The organism is Maritimibacter sp. HL-12, from assembly GCF_900177545.1.
In the GTDB taxonomy this organism is placed as follows: Bacteria; Pseudomonadota; Alphaproteobacteria; order Rhodobacterales; family Rhodobacteraceae; genus Sinisalibacter.
On sequence record NZ_FXBQ01000001.1, the window covers coordinates 1,867,961 to 1,880,951 of the forward strand.

Genomic DNA, 12,991 nt, shown 5'->3' on the forward strand with positions numbered 1-12,991 from the left:
CATGCCCACCTTGGGCGCGAAGGACATGGAGATTGCCAGTTGGCTGATCGTTCAGCCCGCTGGCCTTTGCCATGCTGAAATCGCCAAGGAATGTGCGGCCCGCTTCGGCTCCGATGCCTGGGGCGAAGATCGCATCCGCGCCACGCTGGTCAGCCTTCCCCGGAAGGGCGGAGCAATGCCCATGGCAATGCGGAATGCGGAGGTTCTGGCGTTCGTCAATGCGCGCATCGGCACGATGACCTTCAGCGCGCTGGCCGAAGAATGCCGCGCGCGCTTCGGTGACAAGGCTCCAAGCCGCAGTAGTCTGCACCGCTACTCGCACCGGATCGGCGGTCTGAAACGCACCCTCAACCGGCAGTTAAACGGCCTGTAACCGGCGTTCGAAAACGGCATCCAGTCCCACCAGATGCCACCACGTCCAAGATAATCCCGGCCACCTCAGTGCAGTTTCATTGGTGCCAGTGCAGAATGATAAGTACCAGCACACTGAGGCGGGACTCGACTCCCGATCCGCACGCAGCTATCAGAACAAATCAAGAACAAAAGCTGCCGCACCCCAATCATGCCGCAAAAGCGCATCCTCAGCCTGTGGTTTCCCCGCCTTGCCGCGGAGCGTCTCCTGCGGCTCGATCGCGGGCTGGCCGGCGGCCCTCTGGCGGTGGTGGCCGACCGCCGCGGCGCGCAGGTGCTGGCCAGCCTCAACGCCGAGGCGGAAGCGGCGGGGCTCGCCCCCGGCCTGCCGCTGCGCGATGCCCACGCGATCTGCCCCGATCTGGTCTCGCGGCCTGAAAATCCCCATGCCGAAGCCGCCTTTCTTGCCACGCTGCGGCGCTGGGCGGGCAAGTTCACCCCCTGGGTCGCGGAGGAGCCGCCCGACGCCCTCGTGCTCGATATCACCGGCTGCGCGCATCTGTTCGGTGGCGAGGAGGAGCTGGTGGCCACGGTCGAAGCCGATTGCGCCGGGCTGGGGCTGAGCGTCCGTCTCGGGCTGGCTGATACCGTGGGCGCGGCCTGGGCGCTGGCGCGTTTTTCCGGGGCAACCCCCGACACCGGCCCGGCGGGCGACGCGATCGACCAGGAGGCCCGCGCCACCCGCTCGCGCGCAACGCGGCGGCGGCACTGGACGCGCGGTGGCCAGCCGCCGGGGCGCGCCGGACCAACAGGCCACCCGCCCGCCCGGATCGCCGCCGTGGGAAGTGCCCGCGCGGCGATCGCCCCGCTGCCCGTCGCCGCACTTCGTATCGAAGGCGAGACCGTCGCGGCACTGGCCCGGCTTGGCCTCAGGCGCGTGGGCGACATTCTCGGCACGCCCCGCGCGGGCCTCGCCCGGCGCTTCGGCACCCAGCTCGTGCGCCGGCTCGACCAGGCGCTCGGGATGGAACCCGAACCGGTCTCGCCCGCCCGCCCGGCCTTGCGCTTCGCCCTGCGCCTGCGCCTGCCCGAACCGATCGGGCTGGAAGACGACCTTGCCGCCGGGATCGACCGGCTGCTGGCCGAGCTTGCGCCCCGGCTTGAACGCGCCGGGCGCGGGGCGCGGCAGGTGCGGGTGGAGTTCAGCCGGACCGACCGCACGATGCAGGCCATCGAGGTCGGGCTGGCCCGCCCCGCCACCGCGCCCGAACGCATCCGCCCGCTGCTGGCGATGAAGCTCGGCGACATCGACGCCGGCTTCGGCATCGACCAGTTGCGTCTCAGCGTGCCGGTGCACGAGCCGGTCCATGCCGAGCAACACCGCGGTCACCTCGCGGCAGGGGAGGCCGCGGCGCAGGGCGACGGGCGCGCACTCGACGATTTGATGGGTCGGATCGGCACCCGTCTCGGACTGGAGGCCCTGACCCGGCTGCACCCCGCCGAGAGCCATATTCCCGAGAAGTCTGCCACCATCATGGCCGCCGCCTTTGCCCCCCCAAGCACCGACTGGCGGCCCGGTCCGACCGAACGCCCCTTGCGGCTCTGGCCGCCCGAGCCGGTGCTGATCCCCGCGCTGCCGGGCCTGCCCGCGCGGCTGCGCTGGCGCGGGCGCGATCACGAGGTGGTGGCGGGCGAAGGCCCCGAGCGGATCGCGCCGGAATGGTGGTTCGACGATCCCGGCTGGCGCAGCGGCAGCCGGGATTACTGGCGGGTGACCACCCACCGGGGCGAGCGGCTCTGGATCTACTTCGCCCATGGCGCGGCGCTGTCGCCGGGCTGGTTCTGCCACGGGGCTTTTGCCTGACTCCGACGAGGGATGTCAGGCGCGACCGGCAACAAGCGCGGGCCGCCCCGACGAAGGGGTGACAGGGCAAAGCGCTACCTGCCAGGGGCAAGAGGCCGGAGCGGTCGTCAGATCACCCATCCCGGCGCCGGTCGATCGGCCGGGGCCGTGACTGCACCGGGGCGGGTTTGTGCGAGAGTTTTCGAAGCGCTGGCGCGCTCCGACCGACGCGGGGGCTCTGCCCCCGCACCCCCGAGGTATTTTTCGACCCAAGAAGCGGCAAACGAGATTGCCCGGCGACAGCACCAGACGCGCGCTCAGGGGATCGGTCGGGTGCGCAGGAAGAGGTAGAGCGGCAGGCCGAAGGAGACGCCGACAAGGAGCGTCGCGGGGATCGTGATCAGCGCGATCCAGTTGCGCCGCACGAAGGTTTCCGCGAGGCACCAGACGATCAGCGCGGTGGCGGCGATCATCAGGTCGAGGGCAAGGCCGGTGACGGCGTGGTTGGCCGTCCACAGCGCGAACATCCCCGAGAGCGAGCCGCCCTCGGAGGTGAGATAGGCGAGGAAATGGCGCATCGGCCAGGCTGCACCGAGAACGGCGAGCGCGAGGTAGGTGAGGCGCAGACCCGACATCAGCCGAGCCGCGCGCGCCAGGCCGCGATCTGTTCGCGGACCCGCTTCGGCGCGGTGCCGCCGTAGGACAGGCGCGAGGCGACCGAGGCCTGCACCGTGAGCACCGAGAACACGCCTTCGGTGATGCCGCCATGCACCCCCTGCATCTCGGAAAGCGTGAGGTCGGACAATTCGCAGCCCTTGCCTTCCGCCATCGCCACCAGCGCGCCGGTGACGTGATGGGCCTCGCGGAACGGCAGGCCAAGCTCGCGCACCAGCCAGTCGGCGAGATCGGTGGCGGTGGAGAAGCCCGAGGCGGCGGCGGCTTCGAGGTTGGCGCGGTTGCCGGTCATGTCGGCCACCATCCCGGCCATCGCCGCGAGCGCCAGCATGTAGTTGTCGGCGGCGTCGAAAACCTGTTCCTTGTCTTCCTGCATGTCCTTCGAGTAGGCCAGCGGCAGCCCCTTCATCACCGTGAACAGCCCCACCGTCGCACCGAGGATGCGGCCGATCTTGGCGCGGATAAGCTCGGCGGCGTCGGGGTTCTTCTTTTGCGGCATGATCGAGGAACCGGTGGAAAAGCGGTCCGACAGGGTGACGAAGCGGAACTGCGCCGACGACCAGATCACCAGCTCCTCGGCGAGGCGCGACAGGTGCACCGCCGAGATCGTTGCGGAGGAGAGGAATTCGAGCGCGAAATCCCGGTCGGATACGGCATCGAGCGAATTGGCCATCGGCCGGTCGAAACCGAGCGCCTCGGCCGTCATCTGCCGGTCGATGGCAAAGCCGGTGCCGGCCAGCGCGGCGGCGCCGAGGGGGCATTCGTTCATCCGCACACGGGCATCGCGGAAGCGGGAGAGATCGCGCGCGAACATCTCGACATAGGCCATCATGTGATGCCCCCATGTCACCGGCTGGGCGGTTTGCAGATGGGTGAAACCGGGCATCACCCAGTCGGCCCCCGCCTCGGCCTGATCAAGCAGCGCGCGGATCAGGGCATCGAGCCCGGTGATCGCGGCATCGGCCTGGTCGCGGACCCAGAGCCGGAAGTCGGTGGCAACCTGGTCATTGCGCGACCGCGCGGTGTGCAGCCGACCGGCGGGCTCGCCGATGATCTCCTTCAGCCGGGCCTCGACGTTCATGTGAATGTCTTCCAGCGCGGTCGAGAAGGCGAATTTGCCGCACTCGATTTCTGACAGAACCGTGAGCAGCCCTTCCCGGATCGCCTCGGCATCGCTATCAGTAATGATGCCCTGCGCCGCAAGCATCGCGGCATGGGCGCGCGAGCCCGCGATATCTTGCGGGGCAAGGCGCTTGTCGAACCCGATCGAGGCGTTGATCGCTTCCATGATCGCGTCGGGACCGGAGGCGAAGCGCCCGCCCCACATGGTGTTCGCGGATTTGGTGTCACTCATGGCGTCCGGCCCCCGGGAGGTCTCAATGTTCCGTTCCGCCCTGCTATACGCGGCCCTCATCCTCGGTGCAAATGCCGCGAGCGCCGATCCTGCAACGCTCGAGGCGCTGAAGCTGGGCGAGATGAAGCGGCTTGCCGTGCACGCCGAGCCGAAGCCTGCGGGCAGCTCGGATTTCACCGACCGCGACGGTGCGGTGCACAACCTCGCCGACTGGCACGGTAAGGTCGTGGTGCTGAATTTCTGGCAGGTGTCCTGTGCGCCCTGTCGTGAGGAGATGCCGGCCCTGAACGCGCTGGAAAAAGAGTTGGGCGGCGATGATTTCGCCGTGGTGCCGGTGGCCTATGGCTACAACCACCCCGGCGGCCTCGCGCGGTTCCTCACCCAGTACGAGATCGACGCGCTGCCGGTCCTGCTCGACCCCGACCGCGGGCTTTCAGCCGAGATGGGGGTGATGGCGCCGCCGGTGACGATGATTCTCGACCGCGAGGGCCGCGAGGTCGCGCGCTTCATCGGCGGGGCCGACTGGGCGAGCGACGACGCCAAGGCGATCATCGCTGCGGTGATCAACGCACCCGCCTCCTGAGCCTTACCCCCTCCGCGCCGGGCAGGTGACGAGGTGATCGTTGACCAGCCCGCAGGCCTGCATCCAGGCGTAGACGATGGTGGGGCCGACGAAGCGGAAACCGGCCTTGCGCAGATCGCGCGAGACCTGTTCCGAAAGCGGGGTCGAGGCAGGCACCTGTGCCATCGTGGTGAAGTGGTTCACCACGGGCGCGCCGCCGACATAGGACCACATCCGTTCGGAAAACGCCTCTGCCCCGCCCATGGCAATATAGGCGCGGGCATTGCCGATGGTCGCCTCGATCTTGCCGCGGTGCCGGATGATGCCGGGATCGGCGAGCAGCCGGGCCACCTCCGGCGCGCCCCAGGTCGCGATGCGCGCGGGGTCGAACCCCTCGAAGGCGGCGCGGAAGTTCTCCCGCTTGCGCAGAACCGTGATCCAGGCGAGCCCGGCCTGGAAACCGTCGAGCACGAGCTTTTCCCAAAGCGCGCGGCCGTCGTACTCCGGCACGCCCCATTCCTCGTCGTGATAGGCGATGTAAAGCGGATCGTCGCCGCACCAGTCGCATCTCTTGTCCATGCCAAGCTCCTCCTGCACACCCAGAATGCCGAAAATTTGACGTAAATCCAGAGATTTACGACTTGTTAGCGGGCGGCAGGGTAGAACCCGGGCGAGAGCCAAGAGGTGCCCATGCGCGACGATCCCCACATCGACCCCGCCGATCCCGATGTCGCGCTCGGCAGCCCGCTGTCGGTGGCGGTTGCCCGGCGCGATCACGAAACCATGCAGATGGTGCGCCGCGCTGTTACCCGGGGCGAGGTGATGCTGGCCTTTCAGTCGGTGGTGCGTGCGTCGCATCCCGAAACGCCCGCGTTCCACGAGGGGTTGATCCGGGTGCTCGATCATACCGGACGAATCATTCCCGCCGCCGACTTCATCGGCGTGGTCGAAACCCAGGAGCTTGGCCGCCAGATCGACACGCGCGCGCTTGAACTCGGGTTTCGCGCGCTGGAAGAAGAACCTTCGCTCAGGCTGTCGGTCAACATGTCGGCGCGGTCGATCGGCTATCCGCGCTGGATGCAGGCACTGCGCCAGGGGCTCGAACGCGATCCCACCGCGGGTGAGCGGCTGATCCTCGAGATCACCGAGCGCACCGCCATCGTGATGCCGGACCTCGTGCAGGTGTTCATGAAGGAAATGCAGACCCATGGCATCTCCTTTGCGCTCGATGACTTCGGCGCCGGCTATACCTCGTTCCGCTACCTCAAGGATTTCTACTTCGATATCCTCAAGATCGACGGTGAATTCATCCGCGGCATCGCCGACAACCCCGACAACCAGGTGATCGCCGAGGCGATGCTGTCATTGTCGCGCCACTTCGATATGCTCACCGTGGCCGAGAGCGTCGAAACGCTGGAAGACGCCGAATTCCTCATCGACGCCGGTTGCGATCTGCTCCAGGGTTATTTCTTCGGGGCACCCACCGTGCGGCCCTGGTGGCAGCAGGCGGGCGATCGCCGTCGCGCCTGACCGGCAGGGGTGCCGGGCACCAGACGTCCGCCCGGGTTGATTTGATCGGCAACGCCGCATAGTCATGTGCTCCACGTGCTTGCGGGGAAGAACCGCAGCCGTTACCGTTCCGACCGTTCGGAGGGCCGAACGTGACAGGAGCGGGGCGCAGGCCCGCGCCGGTCAGACATGGAGAGGAATACATGACCAACGTCGTTATCGTTTCTGCCGCGCGCACGCCCGTGGGCAGCTTCAACGGCTCATTTGCGAGCACCCCAGCGCACGATCTTGGCCGGGCGGTGCTCGAAGCCGCCGTGGCGCGTGCCGGGATCGAGAAGGCGGAGATCGGCGAGACCATCCTCGGCCAGGTCCTCAGCGGCGGTCAGGGCCAGAACCCGGCCCGCCAGGCGCATGTGAACGCCGGGCTGCCGATCGAAAGCGCGGCCTGGGGAATCAACCAGGTTTGTGGCTCGGGCTTGCGTGCCGTTGCCCTCGGTGCCCAGCACATCCAGCTTGGCGATACCGGGATCGTGCTCGCGGGCGGGCAGGAAAACATGAGCCTCAGCCCCCACGTCGCGCACCTGCGCGCGGGCCACAAGATGGGCGACACAAAGTTCATCGACACGATGATCAAGGACGGCCTCTGGGATGCTTTCCACGGCTACCACATGGGCCAGACCGCGGAGAACGTCGCCGAGAAGTACCAGATCACCCGCGACGAGCAGGATGCCTTCGCCGTCGCCAGCCAGAACAAGGCCGAGGCGGCGCAGAAGTCGGGTCGCTTCGCCGACGAGATCGTGCCTTTCACCGTCCATACCCGCAAGGGCGACATCGTGGTGGACCAGGACGAATACGTCCGTCACGGCGCCACCATCGAATCGATGCAGAAGCTGCGCCCGGCCTTCGCCAAGGACGGCACGGTGACGGCAGGCAACGCCAGCGGCATCAATGACGGCGCGGCTGCGCTGCTCCTGATGTCGGCGGACGAGGCCGAGCGGCGCGGGCTGGAACCGCTCGCCCGGATCGCGAGCTACGCCACCGCCGGGGTCGATCCGTCGATCATGGGCACCGGCCCGATCCCCGCCACCCGCAAGGCGCTGGAGAAGGCGGGCTGGACGGTCAAGGATCTCGATCTCGTCGAGAGCAACGAGGCCTTCGCGGCGCAGGCGCTGGCAGTGACCAAGGAGCTCGGCTGGGATCCGGAGATCGTCAACGTGAACGGCGGGGCCATCGCCATCGGCCACCCGATCGGGGCATCCGGCGCGCGGATCCTGACCACGCTCCTGCACGAGATGAAGAAGCGTGACGCAAAGAAGGGTCTCGCCACCCTTTGCATCGGCGGCGGCATGGGCGTGGCGATGTGCCTCGAACGCCCCTGATGCGGCAGCGGCAAGATACCGACGGGGCGCTTCGGCGCCCCTTCTCTTTGCAGGTGCAGAAAAATGCTTGCGCAACAAAATTGCGTATGATCTACGAGTTCCGGCAATAGAGTTACAAGGCAGAATCGCGACAGGGAGGATTTCATGGCGAGAGTTGCACTGGTTACCGGCGGCACCCGCGGCATCGGCGCGTCGATCTCGATGGCGCTCAAGGAAGCCGGCTACAGCGTGGCCGCAACCTATGGCGGCAACGATGAAGCGGCGGCCAAATTCACCGAGGAAACCGGAATCCCCACCTACAAGTGGTCGGTCGCCGACTACGACGCCTGCGCCGACGGGATCGCCAAGGTCGCGGCCGATCTCGGCCCCGTCGATGTGTTGGTAAACAATGCCGGGATCACCCGCGACGCCCCCTTCCACAAGATGACCCGCGAGCAGTGGCAGGAGGTGATGGATACCAACCTGTCCGGCGTGTTCAACATGACCCACCCGCTCTGGCCGGGGATGCGCGAACGCAAGTTCGGACGGATCATCAACATCTCGTCGATCAACGGCCAGAAAGGCCAGTTCGCCCAGGCCAACTATTCCGCCGCCAAGGCGGGCGACATCGGCTTCACCAAGGCGCTGGCGCAGGAAGGCGCGCGCTACGGCATCACCGTGAACGCGATCTGCCCGGGCTACATCGCCACCGAAATGGTGATGGCCGTGCCCGAAAAGGTGCGCGACTCCATCATCGCGACGATTCCGGTCGGGCGGCTTGGTGAGCCCGAGGAGATTGCCCGCGCCGTCGTGTTCCTCGCGGCCGACGATGCCGGCTTCGTGACCGGATCAACGATGACGGTGAACGGCGGGCAATACCTCACCTGAGGCCCGCGAAAACTGCCCCGGAACCGGCCTTTCGGGGCCGGTTTTTTCGTGCCAGACAGGGGCATGACTCGTTCTGCCGCCACCCTCGTCGGCTTCACTGCCGTGCTGCTCTGGGCGCTGCTTGCGCTGTTCACCGTCGCCACCGAGCCGGTGCCGCCGTTCCTGCTCAACGCCATGACCCTGGCGGTTGGCGGCGCCATCGGGCTGGTCTGGGTCGCGGCGAGTGGCGGGCTGGGGCAGTTGCGCGGCGTGTCGTGGCGGGTCTATGCCTTCGGCACGGCGGGGCTTTTCGGCTATCACGCCTTCTATTTCACCGCGCTGCGCCTTGCACCCCCCGCCGAAGCGGGCCTGATTGCCTATCTCTGGCCCTTGCTGATCGTGCTGTTGTCCGGGCTCTTGCCGGGTGAGGCGCTGCGCCGGGGCCACGTGATCGGCGCGCTCGTCGCCTTCGCCGGGGCGGCGCTGATCCTCGCCGGCGGGGTGACCGGCGGCATTGAAGGCACGCTTGCGGGGTTCGGTTTCGCTGCGCTCTGCGCCCTCACATGGTCGGGGTATTCCGTTCTTTCGCGCCGCCTCGGCACCACCCCGACCGCCTCGGTCGCGGTGTTCTGCATTGCATCGGCTGGGCTTTCGATCGGAGCGCACCTGGTTCTTGAGGAAACCGTCTGGCCTGAGAGTGCTCTGGGCTGGACCGCAGTTCTTGGACTTGGCCTCGGTCCGGTGGGGCTGGCGTTCTATACTTGGGATATCGGCATGAAGCGCGGCGACATCCAGTTGCTTGGCACGGCGTCCTACGCCGCCCCGCTGCTCTCCACCTTCGTGCTGATCCTCGCGGGAATTGCCGAACCGGGGCCGGCGATCATCGTTTCGGCGATATTGATCACGACCGGTGCCGTCGTTGCCGCCCGGGCCGGGCGGCGCGCCCGGACGATGGGTGCGGTTGATTCACGTGGTGGCGTCAACCACACCCAAGGCTAGGATTTTGCTGTTTCACGTCCGGCACCATGGACTGCAGGGGTTTCTACGCCCTGCGGGCACCGGAATTTTCAGCCGTGCGCCAGGCGCTCGATCTCTTCCTTGAGGCGCAATTTTTCCTTTTTCATCGCCACGATATCGAGATCGTTGGTCGACGGGCTTTGTTGCATCTGCTCCACCTTCACGGACAGGGCTTCGTGTTTCTTGCGAAGTTCGTTGAGATGCGCGTCAACGCTCATGGCGTGCTCCTTTTTCTTCCTGTTGTTTCCGCAGATTCAGTGCACCACAGAATCCGAGTCGTGTCATCAAGTCGTTGCATGAGGCACCCGCGTGGTCGGCACCTTGCCGACCGGGGCTGGGGGCCTACCAGAGCGGCAGATGTGCGCCTTCGCGCAGGATCGCCGAAACCTCGCGGCGATAGCTTTCGGTATCTCCGACGTGCTCGGCGCCATCGTGCAGGATGAGCGGGCTTGCCAGCCGGAAAGCGCCGCGCCCGCCCTTGCGGGCCTGCACCAGAACCAGCACCGCCGCGCGGCCTTCCCGGGGGGCGAGCGGCTTGACGAGAATCGAGCCGAGCCTGTCGTCCATCCCGTCCAGAATCTCCGGCAGACGCTCGGCCTTCTGGATCATGGTGAGATAGCCGCGCGGTTTGAGGCGTTTTGTCGCAGCGTCGATCCAGGTCGCGAGCGGCGTGTCTTCAAACAGCGCGGCCTCGCGGCCGGGATCGGTCGACGTGGTGGAACGGTCGCGCAGGTGATAGGGCGGATTCATGATCACGTGATCGAAACTTTCGTCCCTCACATCGGCCGGGAGCGTGGCGAGATCGGCGGTGAACACGTCGATGTCGATGTTGTTGTCGAAGGCGTTCATCCGGGCGAGATCGGCGTAGTCCGGCTGGCGTTCCACGCCGACGAGCCTAAGCCCTTGAACCCGCGTGCCAAGGCAAAGCGCCGCTGCACCAACGCCACAACCCAGATCGAGCACGCTTTCGCCCTCGTGCGCAGCGATCGAGGCGGCAAGGAACACGGGATCGACCCCGGCGCGGTAGCCCTTGCGCGGCTGCATCAGCACAACCTGCCCGCCAAGATATTTGTCTTCCGTCAAATCCGCGCGGGCAAACCCCATCCTCATTCCTCCGTGCACTCTATCCCGTTGTCACGCAGCACCCGCTCGGCACGCGGCGCATCGTCCGGGTGAACCATAAGCCGACGCGGTAAAATTCCTATTGATCCTTCCAGAGTGCTCATATGGACGTCGATGGCAAAGGTCGTTATACCTTCGCCGTCCAGAAGCGCTGTGGCGAAGGCGATGATCGTCGGGTCCGTGGTGCGTAGAAGCTCTTTCATCCTCAGAGGCTTATCGGCAATGTGCCGGCAATGTCGAGAGGCCGGTCATGACGATGGGAACACGGAACGGTGACGATGCGGGACGAGATAGCGCGACAGCCGCTCGAGCGGCTGGCAGACCACCTCTCTGAAGACCTCGCGGGGGTCGATGCCCTGATTCGCGAGCGCATGGTCTCGGAGCATGCGCCCCGGATCCCGCAGGTGACCGCGCATCTGATCGAGGCTGGCGGCAAAAGGCTGCGCCCGATGCTCACCCTCGCCGCCGCGCGGCTGATGGGCTACGACGGCGGCCACCATCTGCACCTCGCCGCGGCGGTGGAGTTCATCCACACCGCAACGCTCCTGCACGACGACGTGGTGGACGGCTCGGAAAAGCGCCGCGGGCGACCGACGGCAAACCTGTTGTGGGACAACAAGTCCTCCGTTCTGGTGGGCGACTACCTGTTCGCCCGCTCGTTCCAGTTGATGACCGATACCGGCGAGATGCGCGCGCTGCGCATCCTGTCGAATGCCTCGGCGACAATCTCGGAAGGCGAGGTTCTGCAACTGACCGCGGCCACCGATCTTGCGACCGACGAAGAGATCTACATCAAGGTGGTGCGTGGCAAGACGGCGGCGCTCTTCGCCGCTGCCTGCGAGGTGGGCGGCGTGGTGGCCGGGGCCGACGATGCGGCCCTGCGCGCACTGGGCGATTACGGCGACGCGATGGGCATCGCCTTCCAGATCGCCGACGACCTGCTCGATTTCTGGGGCGATGGCACCGGCAAGAACAAGGGCGACGATTTCCGCGATCGCAAGCTCACCCTGCCGTTGATCCGCGCCGTGGCCAAGGCCGACGCGCGCGAGCGCGCCTTCTGGGATCGCACCATCGGCATGGGCCAGCAGGACGAGGGCGATCTCGACGAGGCGTTGGCCCTGATGGAGCGGCACGGCACGCTTGAAGACACCCGCACCACCGCGCTCGAATGGTCGGCGCGGGCCAAGGCGGCGCTCGAGGGCCTGCCCGAGGGCCCGATCCGCGACATGCTGTCGGACATCGCCGATTTCGTGGTCGCTCGGATCAACTGACCGCTTACATAGTTGCGGCGCACACCCCATATTCGGGGTATGCAATTCGTGCTTCTCATCATCATCGGCGCGGCTGCGGGTTTCATCGCCACGCGATTGATGAAGATCGAGGCCGATTTGCCGACCACGCTTGCGGTGGGCATTCTGGGCGCGATCATCGGCAGCCTGGTCCTGCGCTTCCTGTTGCTGCTGACCGGCATCGCGGCGGGCTTCGTTGGCGCGGTGCTCGGGGCGGTGTTGCTGATCTGGATCTGGCAAACCTACTTCAAATGATCCCCGGCGCGCGAAATCCGCTTTGCGATTCCCGGTTATCGGCGCATCATTGCCCGGCGGAGGTTCCGCGCGGGAGGATCACATGGTCATCATCATCGTATCAATCGTCACAGGCTTCGCCATCGGCTGCTTCGTCAATTACGCCGTCACCTTTCACACCGGGCAGGCCCGCAACATCGCGGTTTGCATCGGCGGGGCCGTGGTTGGCGGCGCGCTGATCCCTTGGCTGCTCTCGGTGTCCTCGCTTGCCGCCGCGATCGTCGGCGCGGCGATCGGTGCCGCGATCGTGCTCTACGTGATGTTCCGGATGAGCCTCACCGCCTGATGCGCGCTGCTATTTGAACGGTGCCATGCCTTCGCGCGCGAGGGCATCGGCGCGCTCGTTCTCGTCGTGTCCGGCGTGGCCCTTGATCCATTTCCAGTGCACCTCGTGACGCGCTTGTGCCTCGTCGAGCCGGCTCCACAGATCGACATTCTTGACCGGCTTCTTCCCGGCGGTCTTCCAGCCGTTGCGTTTCCAGCCGTGAATCCAGCTTGTCACGCCGTTCTTTACATAGGCGGAATCGGTCACGATGGTGATCGTCGAGGGTCGCTCCAGCGTTTCAAGCGCCATGATCGCGGCCAGAAGCTCCATCCGGTTGTTGGTGGTCTCGGCCTCGCCGCCCTTGAGCTCGCGGGTCTTCAGAACCTGCCCGTCCCGCTTGGCCTCCAGCAACACACCCCAGCCCCCGGGGCCGGGATTGCCGGAGCAGGCACCGTCGGTATGGGCGATGAGGTCGGTCATGCAGG

At 66.6% G+C, this 12,991-nt stretch carries 17 protein-coding genes; 10 read left to right on the plus strand and 7 right to left on the minus strand.

The genetic code is table 11. The features are described from left to right. Nucleotide 1: 1 nt before the first annotated feature. Entirely contained in the window at nt 2–373 is a 372-nt protein-coding gene (locus tag B9Y97_RS09285; RefSeq protein WP_085526468.1) for a hypothetical protein, read from the plus strand. Nucleotides 374–562: 189 nt separating this feature from the next. Next, complete coding sequence (locus B9Y97_RS09290) at nt 563–2,215, plus strand: Y-family DNA polymerase (RefSeq protein ID WP_085526469.1); 1,653 nt, start codon at nt 563–565, stop codon at nt 2,213–2,215. Between the two features lie 296 nt (nt 2,216–2,511). Here the strand turns inward: B9Y97_RS09290 and B9Y97_RS09295 are convergent, their stop codons facing one another. Beyond that, nucleotides 2,512–2,829 carry a DUF2834 domain-containing protein gene (locus B9Y97_RS09295; protein WP_085526470.1) on the minus strand — a complete coding sequence of 106 codons (318 nt, stop codon included), beginning with the start codon at nt 2,827–2,829 and terminating at the stop codon, nt 2,512–2,514. Further along, nucleotides 2,829–4,223: an argininosuccinate lyase gene (argH, locus tag B9Y97_RS09300; protein WP_085526471.1), complete on the minus strand. Its 1,395-nt coding sequence runs from the start codon at nt 4,221–4,223 to the stop codon at nt 2,829–2,831. Before argH ends, B9Y97_RS09295 begins: the two co-directional genes overlap by 1 nt. Nucleotides 4,224–4,248: 25 nt before the next feature. On the opposite strand from argH, the gene B9Y97_RS09305 reads away from it, so the two are divergent. Beyond that, nucleotides 4,249–4,806: a TlpA disulfide reductase family protein gene (locus tag B9Y97_RS09305; protein ID WP_085528192.1), complete on the plus strand. Its 558-nt coding sequence runs from the start codon at nt 4,249–4,251 to the stop codon at nt 4,804–4,806. 3 nt (nt 4,807–4,809) lie between these two features. Here B9Y97_RS09305 and B9Y97_RS09310 read toward each other — a convergent pair whose 3' ends face one another. After that, the gene (locus B9Y97_RS09310) at nt 4,810–5,364 is read right to left on the minus strand and encodes a DNA-3-methyladenine glycosylase I (protein WP_085526472.1); all 555 of its coding nucleotides are present in this window, start codon (nt 5,362–5,364) and stop codon (nt 4,810–4,812) included. Nucleotides 5,365–5,475: 111 nt separating this feature from the next. Here B9Y97_RS09310 and B9Y97_RS09315 point away from each other — a divergent pair, with 111 nt between their 5' ends. From B9Y97_RS09315 to B9Y97_RS09330, 4 genes are all read left to right on the plus strand, one after another. Further along, nucleotides 5,476–6,315 (plus strand): EAL domain-containing protein, encoded by an 840-nt coding sequence (locus B9Y97_RS09315; protein WP_085526473.1) that lies wholly within the window; start codon nt 5,476–5,478, stop codon nt 6,313–6,315. A 182-nt stretch (nt 6,316–6,497) separates the two neighbouring features. Continuing rightward, complete coding sequence (locus B9Y97_RS09320; RefSeq protein ID WP_085526474.1) at nt 6,498–7,673, plus strand: acetyl-CoA C-acetyltransferase; 1,176 nt, start codon at nt 6,498–6,500, stop codon at nt 7,671–7,673. 144 nt (nt 7,674–7,817) lie between these two features. Next, nucleotides 7,818–8,540: a beta-ketoacyl-ACP reductase gene (locus tag B9Y97_RS09325; protein ID WP_085526475.1), complete on the plus strand. Its 723-nt coding sequence runs from the start codon at nt 7,818–7,820 to the stop codon at nt 8,538–8,540. 63 nt (nt 8,541–8,603) lie between these two features. Then, nucleotides 8,604–9,518: an aromatic amino acid exporter YddG gene (locus B9Y97_RS09330; RefSeq protein WP_085526476.1), complete on the plus strand. Its 915-nt coding sequence runs from the start codon at nt 8,604–8,606 to the stop codon at nt 9,516–9,518. A gap of 68 nt (nt 9,519–9,586) precedes the next feature. Here the strand turns inward: B9Y97_RS09330 and B9Y97_RS09335 are convergent, their stop codons facing one another. The 3 genes from B9Y97_RS09335 to B9Y97_RS09345 all read right to left on the minus strand — a co-directional run bounded on the left by B9Y97_RS09335 (nt 9,587) and on the right by B9Y97_RS09345 (nt 10,861). Beyond that, nucleotides 9,587–9,754: a YdcH family protein gene (locus B9Y97_RS09335; protein ID WP_085526477.1), complete on the minus strand. Its 168-nt coding sequence runs from the start codon at nt 9,752–9,754 to the stop codon at nt 9,587–9,589. 124 nt (nt 9,755–9,878) lie between these two features. Further along, on the minus strand, nt 9,879–10,640 hold the full coding sequence (locus B9Y97_RS09340) for a tRNA1(Val) (adenine(37)-N6)-methyltransferase (protein ID WP_085526478.1): 762 nt from the start codon (nt 10,638–10,640) through the stop codon (nt 9,879–9,881). A 2-nt stretch (nt 10,641–10,642) separates the two neighbouring features. Beyond that, nucleotides 10,643–10,861, minus strand: a complete 219-nt coding sequence (locus tag B9Y97_RS09345; protein ID WP_085526479.1) for a putative signal transducing protein — start codon at nt 10,859–10,861, stop codon at nt 10,643–10,645. A gap of 75 nt (nt 10,862–10,936) precedes the next feature. Between B9Y97_RS09345 and B9Y97_RS09350 the strand changes: the two genes are divergently transcribed. The 3 genes from B9Y97_RS09350 to B9Y97_RS09360 all read left to right on the plus strand — a co-directional run bounded on the left by B9Y97_RS09350 (nt 10,937) and on the right by B9Y97_RS09360 (nt 12,527). Continuing rightward, nucleotides 10,937–11,929 carry a polyprenyl synthetase family protein gene (locus tag B9Y97_RS09350; RefSeq protein WP_085526480.1) on the plus strand — a complete coding sequence of 331 codons (993 nt, stop codon included), beginning with the start codon at nt 10,937–10,939 and terminating at the stop codon, nt 11,927–11,929. Between the two features lie 39 nt (nt 11,930–11,968). Then, the gene (locus B9Y97_RS09355; protein ID WP_085526481.1) at nt 11,969–12,202 is read left to right on the plus strand and encodes a GlsB/YeaQ/YmgE family stress response membrane protein; all 234 of its coding nucleotides are present in this window, start codon (nt 11,969–11,971) and stop codon (nt 12,200–12,202) included. Nucleotides 12,203–12,284: 82 nt separating this feature from the next. After that, nucleotides 12,285–12,527 (plus strand): hypothetical protein, encoded by a 243-nt coding sequence (locus B9Y97_RS09360; RefSeq protein WP_085526482.1) that lies wholly within the window; start codon nt 12,285–12,287, stop codon nt 12,525–12,527. Between the two features lie 9 nt (nt 12,528–12,536). Here B9Y97_RS09360 and rnhA read toward each other — a convergent pair whose 3' ends face one another. Continuing rightward, entirely contained in the window at nt 12,537–12,986 is a 450-nt protein-coding gene (rnhA, locus tag B9Y97_RS09365; RefSeq protein ID WP_085526483.1) for a ribonuclease HI, read from the minus strand. Nucleotides 12,987–12,991: the final 5 nt, after the last annotated feature.

Coding starts and splice junctions, on each gene's coding strand:
- B9Y97_RS09335 (WP_085526477.1), bottom strand. CDS start 9,754: ATGAGCGTTGACGCGCATCTCAACGAACTTCGCAAGAAACACGAAGCC.
- B9Y97_RS09295 (WP_085526470.1), bottom strand. CDS start 2,829: ATGTCGGGTCTGCGCCTCACCTACCTCGCGCTCGCCGTTCTCGGTGCA.
- B9Y97_RS09315 (WP_085526473.1), top strand. CDS start 5,476: ATGCGCGACGATCCCCACATCGACCCCGCCGATCCCGATGTCGCGCTC.
- B9Y97_RS09290 (WP_085526469.1), top strand. CDS start 563: ATGCCGCAAAAGCGCATCCTCAGCCTGTGGTTTCCCCGCCTTGCCGCG.
- B9Y97_RS09360 (WP_085526482.1), top strand. CDS start 12,285: ATGGTCATCATCATCGTATCAATCGTCACAGGCTTCGCCATCGGCTGC.
- rnhA (WP_085526483.1), bottom strand. CDS start 12,986: ATGACCGACCTCATCGCCCATACCGACGGTGCCTGCTCCGGCAATCCC.
- B9Y97_RS09305 (WP_085528192.1), top strand. CDS start 4,249: ATGTTCCGTTCCGCCCTGCTATACGCGGCCCTCATCCTCGGTGCAAAT.
- B9Y97_RS09285 (WP_085526468.1), top strand. CDS start 2: ATGCCCACCTTGGGCGCGAAGGACATGGAGATTGCCAGTTGGCTGATC.
- B9Y97_RS09325 (WP_085526475.1), top strand. CDS start 7,818: ATGGCGAGAGTTGCACTGGTTACCGGCGGCACCCGCGGCATCGGCGCG.
- B9Y97_RS09340 (WP_085526478.1), bottom strand. CDS start 10,640: ATGGGGTTTGCCCGCGCGGATTTGACGGAAGACAAATATCTTGGCGGG.
- B9Y97_RS09330 (WP_085526476.1), top strand. CDS start 8,604: ATGACTCGTTCTGCCGCCACCCTCGTCGGCTTCACTGCCGTGCTGCTC.
- argH (WP_085526471.1), bottom strand. CDS start 4,223: ATGAGTGACACCAAATCCGCGAACACCATGTGGGGCGGGCGCTTCGCC.
- B9Y97_RS09310 (WP_085526472.1), bottom strand. CDS start 5,364: ATGGACAAGAGATGCGACTGGTGCGGCGACGATCCGCTTTACATCGCC.
- B9Y97_RS09320 (WP_085526474.1), top strand. CDS start 6,498: ATGACCAACGTCGTTATCGTTTCTGCCGCGCGCACGCCCGTGGGCAGC.
- B9Y97_RS09350 (WP_085526480.1), top strand. CDS start 10,937: ATGCGGGACGAGATAGCGCGACAGCCGCTCGAGCGGCTGGCAGACCAC.
- B9Y97_RS09345 (WP_085526479.1), bottom strand. CDS start 10,861: ATGAAAGAGCTTCTACGCACCACGGACCCGACGATCATCGCCTTCGCC.
- B9Y97_RS09355 (WP_085526481.1), top strand. CDS start 11,969: ATGCAATTCGTGCTTCTCATCATCATCGGCGCGGCTGCGGGTTTCATC.